The sequence below is a fragment of the Paenibacillus sp. Y859 genome (assembly GCF_056786405.1).
Genome location: NZ_JBXCIZ010000002.1, coordinates 451,437 through 467,906 on the forward strand (window position 1 = coordinate 451,437; position 16,470 = coordinate 467,906).

Genomic DNA, 16,470 nt, shown 5'->3' on the forward strand with positions numbered 1-16,470 from the left:
AAAGTTAGACTTAATTCGATAAAATAATGAAAGAGTCCAGGTAAGTCTGGACTCTTTCCATTTCTTGCGAATATGATATAATACATATCTATAATGCGTATGTATATGTAGTTTGTATACGGTTCCGATAGTTGAAGGAGTGAATTGATAATGTTTAAGTTGAATGAAATTAAGGAATTGATCAAGTTACTTGATGAATCATCTCTTCAAGAGCTTGAGATTGAAGTGGAAGGTAACCGATTGGCCATTCGTAAGCCTGGGCAAATGGAAGTAGTGAATGTTCAACATTCCGCTCCACAGGCGTATCCGATGGCACCGGTACAGTTTCAGCAAACAAATCAAGTATCTGATCAAGGTGTGACTGGAGTTGAACAGTCTATAGTTGCAGATACGAAATCATCATTACATAAAATTGTTTCTCCAATGGTGGGAACATTCTACAGAGCCGCATCACCTGATGGAGCTCCTCTTGTGGGCTGTGGAGACAAAGTGCATTCGAAATCAACGGTATGTATCATAGAAGCGATGAAGCTAATGAATGAATTGGAAGCGGAAGTAAAGGGAGAAATTGTAGAGGTATTGGTTGATAACGGTCAATTGGTGGAATTTGGCCAACCTCTATTCCTGGTAAGAGCAGAGTAAGAAGAATTCGAACATAAGAAGATGCATATGAAGAGAGTTTTTCTTCTGAAAACTAAGTGTATGCTTACGAAGTGAGTTTTCCTTCGGAAAACTTTTAGGAGGATGATACCAGCAATGAAATTTCATAAAGTGCTCATTGCGAATCGCGGAGAGATTGCGGTTCGTATTATCCGAGCTTGTCGGGAACTTGATATATCTACGGTAGCGGTTTATTCAGAGGCAGACAAGGATTCTCTGCATGTTCGACTAGCGGATGAAGCTTATTGTATTGGTCCAGTCTCATCTAAGGACAGTTATCTGAATGTCACTAATATTATGAGTGTTGCTACACTAACAGAGTGTGATGCAATTCACCCTGGATATGGATTTTTGGCTGAAAATGCAGATTTCGCAGAAATTTGTGAATCATGTAATATTACTTTTATCGGTCCTTCAGCAGAGGCTATTTCTAGAATGGGTGATAAATCTGTTGCTAAGCTGACGATGAAGGAAGCGGGTGTACCTGTTATACCTGGTTCTGATGGAATCGTGGAGAATTTAGTTGAAGCGATTGTTATTGCTCGTGAAATTGGTTACCCATTAATCATCAAAGCAACTGCTGGTGGTGGGGGAAAAGGAATTCGCATTGCTGAAGACGAGGAATCATTAGTCAAGCAAATAACGGCTGCTCAGCAAGAAGCACAGAAAGCTTTTGGCAATGCAGGGGTATATTTAGAGAAGTACTTGACTGGTATGAAGCATGTAGAGATTCAGATTATTGCTGATAAATATGGTCATGTCGTGCATCTCGGTGAGCGGGATTGTTCGATACAACGTCGTAGACAGAAACTACTTGAAGAAGCTCCATGTCCTGTACTTTCACCAAAAGTTCGTGAACAAATGGGTGAAGCGGCCGTTCGGGCTGCCAAGTCAGTTCAATATTCAGGAGCAGGAACACTTGAATTTCTGCTTGGTCAAGATGGTCAGTTTTATTTCATGGAGATGAATACTCGCATTCAGGTTGAGCATCCAGTGACTGAAATGGTGACAGGTGTCGACATCATTAAGGAAATGATCTCAGTAGCAGAAGGGCATGCATTATCTTTTAGCCAAGAAGAGATTACGATTAATGGTTGGTCTATCGAATGTCGTATCAACGCAGAGGACCCTGAAAGAAACTTTATGCCAAATCCAGGCGAGATTACATTTTATTTGCCTCCTGGTGGTCCAGGTGTACGTATCGATAGTGCAGCATATCAAGGCTACTCGATTCCACCGTACTATGATTCTATGATTGCGAAGCTAATCGTATGGGCGCCAACACGACGCGAAGCCATCGCCAAAATGAAACGTGCTCTGTCTGAGTTTACAATAGGTGGAATTCATACAACGATTCCTTTTCATCAAAAACTGTTGAATCACCCTACATTTATCGAGGGCGATTTCGATATTAAATTTCTTGAAGAGAACGAAATTTAATAAAATAAGAGTTCAAAACATAACTTTTTGAACCTCCTTCGTAGAAGCTTTAATTGTTTTAAGGAAGCCTAAATGATATAGTATGAATATCTAATTTTGCATGCCGAGCCTGAGTTATGCAATCGTAATTAATGTCAGAAAATTTACTTGGAGGGTGTGACGAATATATTATGAGTACTTTACCGACTGAGTTTGAACGTACGGATATCGGTGAAATCCAGATTGCTCCTGAAGTGATTGAAGTGATCGCTGGACTGGCTACAGTTGAGATTAGTGGTGTAGCAGGAATGAGTGGAGGATTTGCGGGTGGTATTGCCGAACTTTTAGGCCGTAAGAATCAATCCAAAGGTGTAAAAGTGGAAGTGGGGCAAAAGGAAGCAGCGATCGATGTATCTGTCATTATAGAATACGGCTATCGCCTACCTGAAGTGGCTTCTCAAATTCAGAATAATGTCAAACGTTCCATTGAGAACATGACAGGTCTGACTGTGATTGAAGTGAATGTTCATATTCATGATGTTATTTTTAAACAAGTGGAGAAGAATACCGAGGATGTTGAATTTAGCCAACGTGTTAAATAACGGATTTCGGTAGTCATCTAAACCCCCGACAGTTCATGTCGCGGGTTTACTATAATTTTAGGAGGTTGGATTGTCTCGTGGCTAAAATACTTGATAGACTTTTGCTGTTTGTTTATAGCTTGAGTATCGCTATTCTTTCTATAGCTGCAATCCTTCATCTAAGTGGCATGTTACCTTCGAATTGGATTAATGATCCGAGTTATGGCGTGTTCATTACAGCAATAATTGTATTGGTGATACTGTTTCTTCTTAGTCTGCGTTTCTTTTATATTTCTATTCGAAAAGATCGTAATCGTACTCCTTCCATTGATCAACGGACTGAGTTTGGTGATATTCAAATATCGATAGAAACGATTGAGAATTTATGTCTTAAAGCGGCATCTAGAGTGCGGGGCGTTAGAGATTTGAAATCTCGAATTAAAGTCGATCAAGCGGGTATAGATATTGAGATCCGTGCAGTTGTGGATGGAGAATATTCAATTCCTACTTTGTCATCAGATATACAGAAACAGGTTCATGATTATTTGCAAGAAACGACTGGAATTCCAGTAGCCAATGTAGCGGTATTTATTGCTAATGTTGCACAGTCACCAAGTTTTAAGAGTAGAGTGGAATAGAGGTGGATTTCCCGATGCTTTGGAAAGAGATGTGGGAGAGTCACAGAGGGCGAATTGTCGGCGTAACGGGTGGAGTTGTATTCGGTATTGTATATTTAGTATCGGGTTTTTGGGATATGTTGTTCTTTGCATTAGTTGTGTTCATAGGATATATTTTCGGTAGAAGAAAAGATTTGCAACAAGGTTCCTTGTCTCAATGGAAGGAAACTGTGCAATGGTTATCGGAAAAGTGGCGTCCATTTAAATGAACCCTAAGATATGCTTTCTCCGGAAAAAGAGCTGCAGCTTAACCAGGCCTATTTTTTGGAGGAAGATTTCTTTGGGTTTTTTTTGTGAATATTAAGAAGAATATGAAAGTCTGAAATTGTGAGATAAAGTGAAGTCCAGGAGGAACGATATAATAATGAAAAGACGTGTAGCTAGAGAGATTGTGGTACAAAGCTTGTATCAAATGGAAATGAACTTGGTTGAAAGTGATGAGGCTGTATCCACCTTGTTGCTGGAGGCTTCTGAAGAGAATGAGACAGAAAGAGTCATCAAAGATGAGATCAAGCTGAAGGAATATGTTCTGGAGTTAGTCAATGGGACATGGAGTAATAAAGTCGCAATTGATGAATTACTTGGTCATTATTTAGTTGGATGGCAAATCAGTCGTTTATCCCGTGTGGATCGTCAAATATTACGTCTAGCTACTTATGAGATGGTCTACGAAGAAGATGTTCCAGCTAAAGTGGTTGTCAATGAGGCTATTGACCTTGCTAAGCATTTCGGTACAGAGGATTCTGGTAAATTCGTAAATGGCGTTCTAGGTAAAATGATTGGCGACTTGATTGAACTTAAAGAGAAACGTCAATAGAAATTCGAATGAAATCATAACATAAAGTTAGGGGAGATTATGATGGCAGCAACGATTATTAGTGGTAAACAAGTATCAGATGAAATCCGTAGTTCATTGACAGAAGAAGTAAAGGAACTTTCAAGTAAAGGAGTTGTTCCAGGACTTGCTGTTGTATTGGTAGGGGAAGATGCTGCTTCACAAGTATATGTCCGTAATAAAGAGAAGGCGTGCCATGATGTAGGCTTCTATTCTGAAGTACATCGTCTATCTGGACAAACTTCACAAGAGGACTTATTGACCTTAGTAAATAAGCTTAACCATCAAGAGAATATCAATGGGATACTTGTACAGTTGCCATTACCTGGACATATCGAAGAGAAGGCAGTCATTAATGCCATCTCGGTGGAGAAAGATGTGGATGGATTCCATCCTATCAATGTAGGGAACTTAGTTATTGGCGATGAGAGCCTCTTACCTTGTACACCAGCGGGTGTGATAGAACTTATTAAGCGTGCTGGAATAGAGATGTCAGGAAAGCATGCCGTTGTCATTGGGCGTAGCAATATCGTTGGGAAGCCAGTATCGCTCTTGCTTCAACGCGAGAATGCAACGGTTACGATGTGTCATTCGCGTACAGCCAATATGGCTGAAATTGCACGTCAGGCTGATATCCTGGTAGTAGCTATTGGGCGAGCTAATTTTATTGATGCAAGCTATGTGAAACCTGGTGCTGTCGTGATCGATGTTGGAATGAATCGCTTAGATAATGGTAAACTCGCTGGGGATGTTGATTTCGAGAGTGTTAAAGAAGTAAGTGGTCCTATCACACCTGTTCCAGGTGGCGTTGGGCCGATGACGATTACGATGTTAATGAAGAATACACTGGTTGCTGCTAAACGGCATCACGGATTGTCTTAAAGGGGCCTATCATGGACCAACAAAAGGTATTATCCATTAAAGATCTGAGCCGGTACATCCGTATGAAGTTGGATTCGGATTCATTGTTGTCTGATGTATGGATTCGTGGAGAAATATCTAATTTCACTCATCATTCTAGCGGGCATATGTATTTCACGCTGAAAGACGAGAGCAGTCGGATTCGTGCCATCATGTTTGCATCTCATAATCAGAAGTTACCCTTTCTACCCAAGGAAGGGGCACGTGTTATTGCGCGAGGCAATGTGACCGTGTACGAACGGGATGGTCAGTATCAGTTCTATGCTACGCATATGCAGCCAGATGGTATTGGTAGTCTATATCTTGCCTTTGAACAGTTGAAGAAGAAGCTGGAAACAGAAGGGTTGTTTGCTACAGAACATAAACAGACTTTACCTACTTACCCGCGATCCATTGGTGTGATTACTTCGCCAACTGGGGCAGCCGTGAAGGATATTATGATTACATTGCAGCGTCGTTATCCTCAAGTACATATTACTTTGTACCCAGTACTCGTCCAAGGTAAAGATGCAGCACCATCTGTTGTGAAAGCAATCAAGGTCATGAACAAGTTGGCTGAGGTGGATGTGATCATTGTTGGTCGAGGCGGTGGTTCTCTAGAGGAATTGTGGGCATTTAATGAGGAGATCGTCGCGCGAGCCATCTATCAATCTACAATCCCAATTATTTCAGCTGTTGGTCATGAAACGGACTTTACGATTGCCGATTTTGTTGCGGATCTTAGGGCGGCCACACCAACTGCAGCCGCAGAATTGGCTGTTCCCAATATGGCAGATGTACAAGCTTCTCTAACGCACATGGAAAGGCAGTTACGCCAGTCACTGCGACAACGAGTATCATATTATCGTGAGCGCCTTGGAGCTTTGCAGCGTTCGCCTGTATTGGTGAATCCTCGAAGAACATTACATCAGCATACAGAGCGGTTGGACAAGCTACAACAACAGCTTACTCGGTCCATGCGATCTGGAGTGAAATTGAGTAAAGAGCAGAAATTACGTGTTCATCAAAGTCTATTACGGTTTAATCCTAAGGATCAGGTAGCTGCTGTGAAGAAACAAACAGAGAAGAATGAGCATCAGCTTCGCATGGCTATGGCATCCATTCTTAAAGTGAATAAGAATCAATTAGGCACTGCTATGAAACAGCTGGATGCACTTAGTCCTTTGAAGGTCATGTCGAGAGGTTATAGCCTTGTCTATGATGAACAGGAGCAACATTTAATTAAATCACTTGATGATGTTAAACTAGGTGATTTGGTGAAAATAAGGGTGAATGATGGTCAATTCGACGCTCAGGTATGGGCAATGAAGGAGGATAAGCTAGATAATGGCAAAGGTTACTGAATTAAAATTTGAACAAGCAATGAGCCAATTAGAAGCCATTGTAGACGAGTTGGAGCATGGGGATGTTCCTTTAGAAAAAGCGATTGAGCTATTTCAAAAAGGGATGGGGCTATCACAGTTATGTAGCCAAAAGCTAGAGCAGGTAGAGCAGAAGATCGAAATGATTGTGCAGGAAGATGGAGAGATTCGAAAGAAGCCCTTTGGCGCTTCACTGGAGTCAGAAAGCGGGGATTCCAATGGCTAACCGTCCCTCCTTGCAAGATTATATTGGAGATGTGACTGATATGATCACATCTTCCTTGCTAGATATTATTCCATCCGAGTGGGAAGTGCCGGTTCATTTGAAGGAATCGATGACTTATTCCCTTCTAGCTGGAGGGAAACGCTTGCGGCCACTGTTAGTGATTGCCGCATGTGAAGCAATGGGGGGCAATCGTGATGCAGCGCTAGATGCCGCATGTTCTGTTGAAATGGTCCATACATATTCACTCATTCATGATGACCTTCCAGCGATGGATAATGATGATTATCGTCGAGGTAAGTTGACGAATCATAAAGTATATGGTGAAGCTATGGCCATTCTAGCTGGAGACGGTTTACTCACACATGCCTTCTACCATTTGGCTCAAATATCAAGAAAGCACGGTATTCCGGCAGATCAAGTTCTTGCGATCATCTCAGACTTATCAGAAATGGCTGGTCCTAGGGGAATGGTTGGGGGTCAGGTTGCTGATATGGAAGGGGAACAAGGATTAACTGATCTATCGCAACTGGAGTACATACATCTTCATAAAACGAGTGATTTGATCATATTCTCTCTTGTTGCGGGAGGACGAATTGCTGGAGCAGATGAAGATAGTATCGAAGCGCTTCGCTCATTTGGGCGTCGTTTGGGGCTTGCTTTTCAGATTCAAGATGATATTCTAGATCTCATTGGTGATGAGGCGAAGCTTGGCAAAAAGACACAAAGTGATATCAAACAAGACAAGGTGACTTATCCCTACTTTATTGGACTAGAAAAGTCACAGATGGAAGTCGCAAGACTTACAGAAGAAGCAAAGAAGATTGTGCTAGATGCACGAATTCCTCATCCAGAAGTTCTGCTAGAAATTGCAGATTATTTAGTCAGTAGAGACCACTAATACTGTCATATTGTTACATGAAGCATCATCTGTGATATAATTAGCGGAAAGTTTCCAACTGAAACAATAAACAAATCCTAATGAAGAAAAGTGGGGAGATTAAAGTGCAGCTTCCACAAATAGATCAACCAGAACAATTAAAGTCTCTATCGGTGGATGAATTAGCTTCTCTTGCGGCAGAAATTCGTCAGTTTCTTATCGAGAAGTTGTCAGTAACAGGTGGACACCTCGCTTCAAATTTAGGCGTGGTGGAGCTTACGATTGCTCTTCATTACTGTTATAACAGTCCTACGGATAAATTCATATTTGATGTAGGACATCAAGCGTACGTCCATAAAATACTTACGGGTCGGATGGATCGTTTCGATACATTACGTAAATATAATGGGTTATGTGGGTTCGTGAAGAGATCGGAAAGTGAACACGATGTGTGGGAAGCGGGACACAGTAGTACTTCTCTTTCTGCTGCCATGGGAATGGCGCTTGCTAGAGATTTAAAAGGTGAGGACAACAAAGTTGTTGCGGTCATTGGTGACGGTGCTCTTACAGGTGGTATGGCGTTTGAGGCGCTGAATCATATCGGTCATGAGAAGAAAAAGCTAATGGTCATTCTTAATGATAACGAGATGTCAATTGCTCCAAACGTAGGTGCGATGCACAATTATTTAAGTAAGATCCGTTCGGATCGACATTACTTACGTGCAAAAGACGAAGTTGAAGTGTTGTTGAAGAAAATTCCAGCAATTGGCGGTAAGTTAGCTAAGACTGCAGAGAAATTAAAGGATAGCCTTAAATATATGGTTGTACCGGGTATTCTATTTGAAGAATTAGGCTTTACGTATCTCGGTCCGGTTGATGGACATGACCTTCAGAAATTAATCGAGGCATTCCGCCAAGCAGATAATGTAGATGGCCCTGTGTTTGTTCATGTCCTTACAACAAAGGGCAAAGGATATACACCTGCCGAAGCTGATTCTTTTAAATGGCATGGCATTTCACCTTATAAGATGGAATCTGGTCAGGTATTGAAATCTGTCGGAAACCCGATGTATACGGATGTATTCGCACAGACATTAATCGAGCTAGGTGAACGAGATTCAAGGTTGATTGCTGTAACTCCAGCAATGCCTGGCGGATCAGGACTCGTTCCATTCGGCAAGAGATTCCCAGACCGAATGATTGATGTTGGTATTGCGGAACAGCATGCTGCAACGATGTGTGCTGCATTAGCAATGGAAGGTATGAAGCCTGTATTTGCAGTGTACTCTACCTTTATGCAACGAGCATACGATCAGATTGTACATGATATTTGCAGACATAACGCAAACGTGATATTTGCTATTGACCGAGCTGGATTCGTCGGTGCAGATGGAGAAACCCATCAAGGGGTGTACGATATTGCTTTCATGCGTCATATCCCGAATATGGTTCTCATGATGCCGAAAGACGAGAATGAGCTTCGTCATATGATGTTGACAGCATTAGAATACAATGATGGGCCGATAGCGTATCGATACCCACGTATTAATGGTCTTGGTATTGCTATGGATGAGGAACTAGTGTCCATTCCAATTGGAACGTGGGAAACGGTTCGTGAGGGAGAAGGATATGCAGTTCTTGCCGTCGGACCTATGGTGCAAGTAGCATTAGAAGCAGCCGAACAACTTAAGCGTGATGGAATTCAGTTGCAGGTTGTAAATGCTCGTTTCTTAAAACCAGTGGATGACAATATGCTACGTACCTTGGCGGAAACAAAAACAAAAATGCTCGTATTAGAAGAAGCTTGTGAGGCTGGAAGTCTAGGTAGTGCAGTCCTTGAGTTCTATGCAAGTCAACATATGTTTGACACAACCGTATCTATTATGGGCATTCCTGATCGATTCATTGAACACGGAAGTATCAATGAACAACGTGGCGAAACGGATTTAACTGCCGCTGCAGTATGTGAGGAGATACGAAAACTTGTAGCTCTTCATCCTTATGAATATAGTCAAAGAAACTTTCCGTCTTAAGGCGTGAAGGCGAAAATTAGGTGAATAGAATATATGGAAAAAGAACGCATTGATATTCTGCTTGTAGAGCAGGGTTTGTATGATAGTCGTGAGAAAGCTAAAGCTGCAATTATGGCTGGATTGGTCTTTGCTGCTGAAGAACGGATTGAGAAACCAGGGATGAAGATTCCTAGAGATGCTGTAATCAGGGTAAAAGGCGCTGTTCATCCGTACGTAAGTCGAGGTGGGCTGAAACTTGCGAAGGCTATCAATCAATTTGAAATTGAATTGCAAGATGCTACCATGCTTGATATCGGTTCTTCAACAGGTGGATTTACAGACTGTGCACTTAAGCATGGAGCGAATTACGTGTACGCTATCGATGTGGGAACGAACCAATTAGATTGGTCTCTTCGCAGTGATGATCGAGTATGTGTGATGGAAAAAACAAATTTTCGATATATGACACCTGATGATTTAAAAGGACCTATACCCAATTTTGCAAGTATTGACGTCTCCTTTATTTCACTTAGGATCATATTACCCCCTTTAATGGCATTATTGGATCAGCCCTCAAGTATTGTCGCTTTGATCAAGCCACAATTCGAGGCAGGTCGAGATAAGGTAGGGAAATCTGGTATTATTCGAGATTCTGCGGTCCATCGTGATGTGCTATCGACGATTCTAACGTTTGCTGAAGAATTAGGTTATACATTGCAAGGTCTTACGTTCTCCCCCATTACAGGTGGGGAAGGTAATATAGAATTTCTGGCCCACTGGAAATTGGGGGCTCCAACACTTGATGAATTCCCTATGGATAAAGACAAGATCAAACTTCTCATAGATCAAGTAATACAAGAAGCGACATATACGTTTAAGGGGAACTCATCTAAGTAGATGGGTTTCTTTGCTGAAAAAAGGTTTTTTTTCTGACATTCGCGAATACTTCTAAAGAGGTGATTCATATGGGAGATAAAACTGATTTGTTTGTTATGGTCATCATTGGGATTGTCCTCATAATGGGTGTAGTCATCTTAGTTAGAAATTGGATTCAGGATCCGACGGTAGACCATAGATTGAAGATCCCATTTAATGAGTATATACCGGAACATCCTGCGGTAGATTTAATGCGGAGTAAAGGATATGAAGTGATCGGCGGCCGAGTCAAAATCCCCCTTTATTTTGAAGTGGATCAAGAGGAATACTTTAGCAGATTGTTTATAGATTATGTAGCAACGAATGAAGAAGGGGCTGTATACCTGGTCAAGACAGCACGTAAGCGACTGCCCTTAGAGTGGACTGGAAGCTCGCTTAGAGATCGACTATTACCTTATTTCTTATTATATCCAGACAGTGCGGGATTACTTTATGTTGATCTATCCCAAGAAGAGGTACGAGAAGTTTACTTTGAATGGGATGAAGAAGAATATATTGGTGAGAATGAGTAAAAAATCACCTTACCTCAGGAGGCATTTATGAAGGGACAACGACATATTAAAATTCGTGAAATTATTACACATCGGGATATTGAAACACAAGATGAATTGGTTGAGGCGTTAAGAGAATCTGGATTTCAGGTTACACAAGCGACAGTATCTAGAGATATTAAAGAATTAGTACTCATCAAAGTACCGACGGATGAGGGTAAGTATAAGTACTCCATGCCTACGGATCAGCGCTATAACCCTGTTGTTAAACTGAAGCGAGCACTTGTAGATAATTTCGTTCATATCGATCATACAGGCAATCTTGTCGTTATGAAGTGCTTACCAGGAACAGCCAACTCAGTAGCTGTATTATTAGATAATATGGAGTGGAATCAGATTATGGGAACGATTTGTGGAGACGATACGATTCTTATGATCTGTCGGGTTGAGGAAGATAGTGTTTACGTCATGACTCAAATTATGAGTTTTATTTCTTAATAATGGAACGTAGTAAGAAAGAGCCAAAGGTGGGATTGATTCATGCTAGTAACGTTATCCATTCGGAATTTAGCCGTGATTGAAGCAATTGATGTACATTTTTATCAGGGATTCCACGTACTTACAGGCGAGACAGGAGCAGGTAAATCAATCATAATTGATGCGCTTGGTCTTATAGCTGGTGGCAGAGGGTCTGCTGATCTTATCCGTTATGGTTGTAATAAGGCGGAGATTGAAGCGTTGTTTGAGCTACAGGAAGGACATCCCATATGGGATGCACTTCTCAAGATCGGGATAGATGGTAATCACGAAGAGCATTTAGTTATTAGACGTGAATTAACGTCTCAAGGTAAGAGTACATCTAGAATTAATGGACAACTTGTAAATCTTACGATGCTACGCGAAGTGGGTGATCATTTGGTGAATATCCACGGTCAGCACGAGCATCAAAGTTTACTGCGTCCGGAAAGACACTTATTTCTTTTGGATACATATGGTGAAGAAGTCATTGGACCGTTAAAAGAAAGATATCAAGAGAAATATTCCATATTTATTAAAGTTGAGAAGGAACTCCGTGAGTTGCAAAATACTAGCCAAAAGTCGTTCCAAATGCTGGATTTATATCGATTCCAATTGGAGGAAATTACTGCGGCGAATTTAAAATCTGGGGAAGATGAATGGTTAGCCGATGAAAGGGTCAAGCTATCCCATAGTGAGAAAATGATGGATTCAGTCTCAGGTGCGTATGATATTCTGTACGGACAACATGGTGTAAGTTCCATTAGTTCTGCGGTTACACTACTCAAAGACATTGTTGCTTATGACGAGAGTGGATTAAAGCCTATGCTTGAGCAGCTGCAATCTGCTTACTTTCAGCTTGAAGATGTAACATTTCAGTTAAGAGATTACCGTGAGAATATCGAGTTCAATCCTGAGCGATTAGAAGAGGTTGAACAGCGTATAGATAAGATCATCACGTTACGTAGGAAGTATGGGGATAGTGTTGAGCAAATTCTAGAATATTACACGAAGATAAAACTGGAAAGTGATTTGATTGAAAATAAGGATGAGCATGTTGAGAAACTTCGTCAACAACGCGATGAGCTACTTGGTGACTTGCTACAATCTGCATTTGAATTAAGTCAGGCCAGAAGACAATGCTCAGCCGATTTGGGGATACAAGTTGAAGGAGAACTTAAGGATCTTCAAATGGAACGTACTTCACTGCAAGTGAAGCATGAACTGCTTGAGGACCCACGTGGATATGAAGTGGAAGGTCATAAGGTTCGATTAACGAAACAAGGAATGGATAACGTCGAATTTATGATATCGCCTAACCCAGGTGAACCGTTAAGACCTCTTGGTAAAATTGCATCAGGTGGAGAACTTTCGAGGATTATGCTCGCCATGAAGACAATATTTGCGCGTCATGATCGGATCCCGGTTCTTATATTTGATGAAGTGGATACAGGAGTTAGTGGAAGAGCAGCTCAATCGATTGCTGAGAAGCTCTTTAAGCTATCGGAGAGTTGCCAAGTGTTCTCCATTACGCATTTACCACAAGTGGCTTGTATGGCTGATAACCAGTATTTAATTGAGAAGAACATTATAGATGGACGAACGATGACAAGTGTAGATAATTTGTCTGAAGAGGGGCGGATTGAGGAACTTGCTCGGATGCTCGGTGGTGTTGAGATAACGACAAAAACGCGTCATCATGCTCAAGAAATGCTGAAGTTGGCTGAAGCGAGAAAAGCTGGCAGGTAAGGCATCGGAGTAATGATTGACAGTAATAAAAGCCTGAGGGCGGGGTTATCTTAAAGGTACGCAATTGGCGACCACCTTTCGTCAAGCGAAAGAAGTAAAAGGGAGTGTGACAGCCATTGAGCTCCAACCTCAGGAAGAAATTATTTGGCCTATTATCTGCCTGCGTTCTGTGTTTCATCGGTACAAGTGAACCTGTACAAAGTTTTGCTTCTTTGCCTAGCGACGTAAGGTTATTTACGGGCGATTTATCTACACTTCAGTTGGCGGTTCCTGTTAATGCCCAAGCATCTGTAGATAGACCTGATGTCCTACAAATGAATGGAATGGCACAACCAACGCTCCAAGTGTCCCCCAGTCATCCTTTGCAGCTTAGTTCCAAGCGTAGTGGCAATGCTCGCCTTACCCTGAAAGCATTCGGCACCATTCCTATTAAGACGATGAGAGTTCAGGTTGTCCCAGAATTAAAGGTGTACCCTGGAGGACAAACCATTGGAGTGAAAGTGAAATCAGCGGGTATTCTCGTTGTAGGGCATCATTTAGTGAACGTAAGTCACGATAGTCGAATATCTCCAGGGGAGAATGCTGGTATTCAATTAGGTGATTTAATGACACATATGAATGGCGTTCCGCTCACGGACATAAGTAAAGTAGGAAGCATGGTTGACGACGCTGGACTAAAGAAGAAGAAGCTTGATATTTCCTTCAAAAGAGGAGATAAGGTATTAACAACAAAGCTGACTCCTGCTTATGATGAGGAAGACAAAGCTTGGAGGCTTGGTCTTTATATTCGTGATTCAGCAGCGGGTGTGGGTACTCTAACCTTCTATGCACCTAATCAGGGAGTATATGGCGCACTTGGACACGTCATCACCGATATGAACACGCAAACCCCAATCGTAGTCGGTAGCGGACAAATTGTTGAATCCAACGTAACTTCCATTTCTAAAAGTCAAGATGGTGAACCAGGTGAGAAAAGAGCTCATTTTCTGAAGGAAAGTAACATCATTGGTAATATTGTAAGTAATACTCACTTTGGTATTTTTGGTAAAATGACAAAGAACCCTGAGCACAGTGTATATAAAGAACCGATTCCAATTGCTTTTGCAGAAGAAGTTAAGGAAGGACCTGCAGAAATATTGACTGTTGTGGATGGTCAGCAGGTTGAAAGGTTCAAAATTGAGATTGTTCATGTGGCAAAGCAAGAGGCTCCATCAACGAAGGGGCTCGTCATAAAAATTACGGATCCGAAACTGATTAGCAAAACAGGTGGTATTGTTCAAGGGATGAGCGGTAGTCCGATTATACAAAATGGAAAATTAATTGGTGCTGTAACTCATGTGTTTGTGAATGATCCTAAATCAGGTTATGGATGTTTCATCGAATGGATGCTTCAAGATTCCGGAGCTATACCTAAAACTTCAAATCAACAAAAAAACCTTAAAGCGAGTTAGCTTTAAGGTTTTTTTGTCATAAATCGTTGAATAAGATCATATGCTGTAAAAAATAAATTAATTATATAGGAAGATGATAAAAATATAAACAAAAATAATTTTCGACAGAAGGGATTTGGATTTCAATGTCGAAACTATGTTTGGAGAGGAAAAAAATCACAGTTAACTAATTATTAAGGGAAACCGAGGAGGAACCAAAATTGCAAAAAATTGAGGTCTTATTAGCGGATGACAACCGAGAATTTACAAATTTACTTGCCGAATACCTGACGGAACAAGAAGATATGGTTGTTACCGGAATCGCCTATAACGGCGAGGAAGTGCTCAATATGATTAATGAATCAAGAAAAGCACCTGATGTGCTGATCTTGGATATTATCATGCCTCATTTAGATGGTCTTGGGGTGCTTGAACGTCTACGTGAAATGAATCTTTCACCACAGCCCAAAGTCGTTATGTTGACGGCATTCGGCCAAGAGAATATCACCCAAAGAGCTGTGCAACTTGGAGCTTCCTATTACATTCTAAAACCATTTGATATGGAAGTTCTTGTGAATCGCGTTCGCCAATTGGTTGGTCAACCTAATGTGAATTCACCAAGTATGTCTATGTCGAACAACAGATCTAACGTGCTTCCATTAAGTAAAGGAAGAAATTTAGACGCTAACATTACATCGATCATTCATGAAATTGGCGTTCCTGCACATATTAAAGGATATCAGTATTTGCGCGAAGCCATCACCATGGTGTATAACAACATAGAAATTCTAGGTGCCATCACGAAGACCCTCTATCCAGCGGTTGCCGAAAAATTCAAAACAACGCCTTCCAGAGTGGAACGTGCCATCCGCCACGCCATTGAAGTAGCCTGGACCCGCGGCAACATCGACTCTATTAGCCACCTGTTCGGCTACACGATCAATATAAGCAAGTCTAAGCCTACTAACTCAGAGTTCATTGCGATGGTCGCTGATAAGCTTAGAATTGAGCACAAGGTGTCTTAAACGTATATAGGGTGAAGATTTTGGGATGTTTATACATAAAACCATTTTGCGTATAAATATCGTATTTAGGTGAACTCATACCAATAAACTACTGTTCGTTAAACCGACTTATACCGTCTATTTATTGGGTTCGAAAAATCCAATAAATAGACGGTGTTTTTATGACTGATTTAGATTTTCAGTTAGACAATTTCATGCTTTACTGTTCAAGTAAGAATCTATCCAGAAAGACTTTGGCGAGATACTCCTTTTTCTATGCCCTAAAAACCTAGTTGTAGCAAGCCTTTTGATTTATGAAATTGATTCACCTAAAGAAATTGAAGAAGCAGCTTATATGGATGGCGCTAGTCATTGGCGAGTGCTATGGAGTATTTACTTACCACTTTCTAAGCCATCGCTTGCGACAATTACTTTATTTACACTAGTTGCACATTGGAACTCATGGTTTGATGGATTAATATATATGAACTCACCAGCCAATTATCCCCTGCAGAGTTACTTGCAGACCATTATTATAGCTGTAGATCCTTCCATTGTATCGGCAACAGAGCTAATCAATACGCAGCAAGTATCTGATCGAACGTTTAAAGCTGCTCAAGTATTTTTAGCGTCATTCCCAGTATTAATCGTCTATCCATTTCTGCAAAAGTACTTTATGAAGGGTTTAGTTATGGGTAGTGTAAAAGGTTAATGACCCAAAAGATAGACACTTTAATCAAGCGTCCATCTTTTGGGTCAAGCATGTTGTAGGGGG

General features: G+C 41.1%; 17 protein-coding genes and 1 pseudogene. All 18 read left to right on the forward strand.

All coding sequences use genetic code 11. The features are described 5' to 3' along the window. Nucleotides 1–150: 150 nt before the first annotated feature. A complete protein-coding gene (gene accB, locus AC1TO8_RS06945; protein WP_482054855.1) occupies nucleotides 151–642 on the forward strand; it encodes an acetyl-CoA carboxylase biotin carboxyl carrier protein in 492 nt (163 codons plus the stop codon). Nucleotides 643–756: 114 nt separating this feature from the next. Further along, nucleotides 757–2,100 (forward strand): acetyl-CoA carboxylase biotin carboxylase subunit, encoded by a 1,344-nt coding sequence (gene accC, locus AC1TO8_RS06950; protein WP_482054856.1) that lies wholly within the window; start codon nucleotides 757–759, stop codon nucleotides 2,098–2,100. Nucleotides 2,101–2,270: 170 nt separating this feature from the next. Further along, nucleotides 2,271–2,681, forward strand: a complete 411-nt coding sequence (locus AC1TO8_RS06955; protein WP_482054857.1) for an Asp23/Gls24 family envelope stress response protein — start codon at nucleotides 2,271–2,273, stop codon at nucleotides 2,679–2,681. Nucleotides 2,682–2,758: 77 nt separating this feature from the next. Further along, on the forward strand, nucleotides 2,759–3,298 hold the full coding sequence (gene amaP / locus AC1TO8_RS06960; RefSeq protein ID WP_482054858.1) for an alkaline shock response membrane anchor protein AmaP: 540 nt from the start codon (nucleotides 2,759–2,761) through the stop codon (nucleotides 3,296–3,298). A gap of 14 nt (nucleotides 3,299–3,312) precedes the next feature. Beyond that, on the forward strand, nucleotides 3,313–3,546 hold the full coding sequence (locus AC1TO8_RS06965; RefSeq protein WP_482054859.1) for a DUF2273 domain-containing protein: 234 nt from the start codon (nucleotides 3,313–3,315) through the stop codon (nucleotides 3,544–3,546). Between the two features lie 155 nt (nucleotides 3,547–3,701). Next, nucleotides 3,702–4,154 (forward strand): transcription antitermination factor NusB, encoded by a 453-nt coding sequence (nusB, locus tag AC1TO8_RS06970; RefSeq protein WP_482054860.1) that lies wholly within the window; start codon nucleotides 3,702–3,704, stop codon nucleotides 4,152–4,154. A 42-nt stretch (nucleotides 4,155–4,196) separates the two neighbouring features. Next, entirely contained in the window at nucleotides 4,197–5,054 is an 858-nt protein-coding gene (gene folD, locus AC1TO8_RS06975; protein ID WP_482055250.1) for a bifunctional methylenetetrahydrofolate dehydrogenase/methenyltetrahydrofolate cyclohydrolase FolD, read from the forward strand. An 11-nt stretch (nucleotides 5,055–5,065) separates the two neighbouring features. After that, nucleotides 5,066–6,436 (forward strand): exodeoxyribonuclease VII large subunit, encoded by a 1,371-nt coding sequence (gene xseA, locus AC1TO8_RS06980; protein ID WP_482054861.1) that lies wholly within the window; start codon nucleotides 5,066–5,068, stop codon nucleotides 6,434–6,436. After that, entirely contained in the window at nucleotides 6,420–6,680 is a 261-nt protein-coding gene (xseB, locus tag AC1TO8_RS06985) for an exodeoxyribonuclease VII small subunit (protein ID WP_438351402.1), read from the forward strand. Before xseA ends, xseB begins: the two co-directional genes overlap by 17 nt. Beyond that, the gene (locus AC1TO8_RS06990) at nucleotides 6,673–7,578 is read left to right on the forward strand and encodes a polyprenyl synthetase family protein (RefSeq protein ID WP_482055251.1); all 906 of its coding nucleotides are present in this window, start codon (nucleotides 6,673–6,675) and stop codon (nucleotides 7,576–7,578) included. Before xseB ends, AC1TO8_RS06990 begins: the two co-directional genes overlap by 8 nt. A gap of 80 nt (nucleotides 7,579–7,658) precedes the next feature. Further along, nucleotides 7,659–9,590 carry a 1-deoxy-D-xylulose-5-phosphate synthase gene (gene dxs / locus AC1TO8_RS06995; protein ID WP_482054862.1) on the forward strand — a complete coding sequence of 644 codons (1,932 nt, stop codon included), beginning with the start codon at nucleotides 7,659–7,661 and terminating at the stop codon, nucleotides 9,588–9,590. A 33-nt stretch (nucleotides 9,591–9,623) separates the two neighbouring features. Then, nucleotides 9,624–10,466, forward strand: a complete 843-nt coding sequence (locus tag AC1TO8_RS07000) for a TlyA family RNA methyltransferase (protein WP_482054863.1) — start codon at nucleotides 9,624–9,626, stop codon at nucleotides 10,464–10,466. 68 nt (nucleotides 10,467–10,534) lie between these two features. Next, nucleotides 10,535–11,017 (forward strand): hypothetical protein, encoded by a 483-nt coding sequence (locus tag AC1TO8_RS07005; RefSeq protein WP_482054864.1) that lies wholly within the window; start codon nucleotides 10,535–10,537, stop codon nucleotides 11,015–11,017. Between the two features lie 27 nt (nucleotides 11,018–11,044). Next, nucleotides 11,045–11,494, forward strand: coding sequence for a transcriptional regulator AhrC/ArgR (ahrC, locus tag AC1TO8_RS07010; protein ID WP_482054865.1), 450 nt, complete (start codon nucleotides 11,045–11,047; stop codon nucleotides 11,492–11,494). A gap of 42 nt (nucleotides 11,495–11,536) precedes the next feature. Then, nucleotides 11,537–13,261 (forward strand): DNA repair protein RecN, encoded by a 1,725-nt coding sequence (gene recN / locus AC1TO8_RS07015; protein WP_482054866.1) that lies wholly within the window; start codon nucleotides 11,537–11,539, stop codon nucleotides 13,259–13,261. A gap of 116 nt (nucleotides 13,262–13,377) precedes the next feature. After that, nucleotides 13,378–14,712, forward strand: a complete 1,335-nt coding sequence (gene spoIVB / locus AC1TO8_RS07020; RefSeq protein WP_482054867.1) for a SpoIVB peptidase — start codon at nucleotides 13,378–13,380, stop codon at nucleotides 14,710–14,712. Between the two features lie 200 nt (nucleotides 14,713–14,912). Then, a complete protein-coding gene (spo0A, locus tag AC1TO8_RS07025) occupies nucleotides 14,913–15,716 on the forward strand; it encodes a sporulation transcription factor Spo0A (RefSeq protein ID WP_482054868.1) in 804 nt (267 codons plus the stop codon). Between the two features lie 307 nt (nucleotides 15,717–16,023). Then, nucleotides 16,024–16,407: pseudogene (locus tag AC1TO8_RS07030) on the forward strand (carbohydrate ABC transporter permease); the annotation flags it as partial. Nucleotides 16,408–16,470: the final 63 nt, after the last annotated feature.

Coding starts and splice junctions, on each gene's coding strand:
- AC1TO8_RS06990 (WP_482055251.1), top strand. CDS start 6,673: ATGGCTAACCGTCCCTCCTTGCAAGATTATATTGGAGATGTGACTGAT.
- AC1TO8_RS07000 (WP_482054863.1), top strand. CDS start 9,624: ATGGAAAAAGAACGCATTGATATTCTGCTTGTAGAGCAGGGTTTGTAT.
- folD (WP_482055250.1), top strand. CDS start 4,197: ATGGCAGCAACGATTATTAGTGGTAAACAAGTATCAGATGAAATCCGT.
- AC1TO8_RS06955 (WP_482054857.1), top strand. CDS start 2,271: ATGAGTACTTTACCGACTGAGTTTGAACGTACGGATATCGGTGAAATC.
- xseA (WP_482054861.1), top strand. CDS start 5,066: ATGGACCAACAAAAGGTATTATCCATTAAAGATCTGAGCCGGTACATC.
- xseB (WP_438351402.1), top strand. CDS start 6,420: ATGGCAAAGGTTACTGAATTAAAATTTGAACAAGCAATGAGCCAATTA.
- accC (WP_482054856.1), top strand. CDS start 757: ATGAAATTTCATAAAGTGCTCATTGCGAATCGCGGAGAGATTGCGGTT.
- recN (WP_482054866.1), top strand. CDS start 11,537: ATGCTAGTAACGTTATCCATTCGGAATTTAGCCGTGATTGAAGCAATT.
- dxs (WP_482054862.1), top strand. CDS start 7,659: ATGAAGAAAAGTGGGGAGATTAAAGTGCAGCTTCCACAAATAGATCAA.
- ahrC (WP_482054865.1), top strand. CDS start 11,045: ATGAAGGGACAACGACATATTAAAATTCGTGAAATTATTACACATCGG.
- AC1TO8_RS07005 (WP_482054864.1), top strand. CDS start 10,535: ATGGGAGATAAAACTGATTTGTTTGTTATGGTCATCATTGGGATTGTC.
- accB (WP_482054855.1), top strand. CDS start 151: ATGTTTAAGTTGAATGAAATTAAGGAATTGATCAAGTTACTTGATGAA.
- AC1TO8_RS06965 (WP_482054859.1), top strand. CDS start 3,313: ATGCTTTGGAAAGAGATGTGGGAGAGTCACAGAGGGCGAATTGTCGGC.
- nusB (WP_482054860.1), top strand. CDS start 3,702: ATGAAAAGACGTGTAGCTAGAGAGATTGTGGTACAAAGCTTGTATCAA.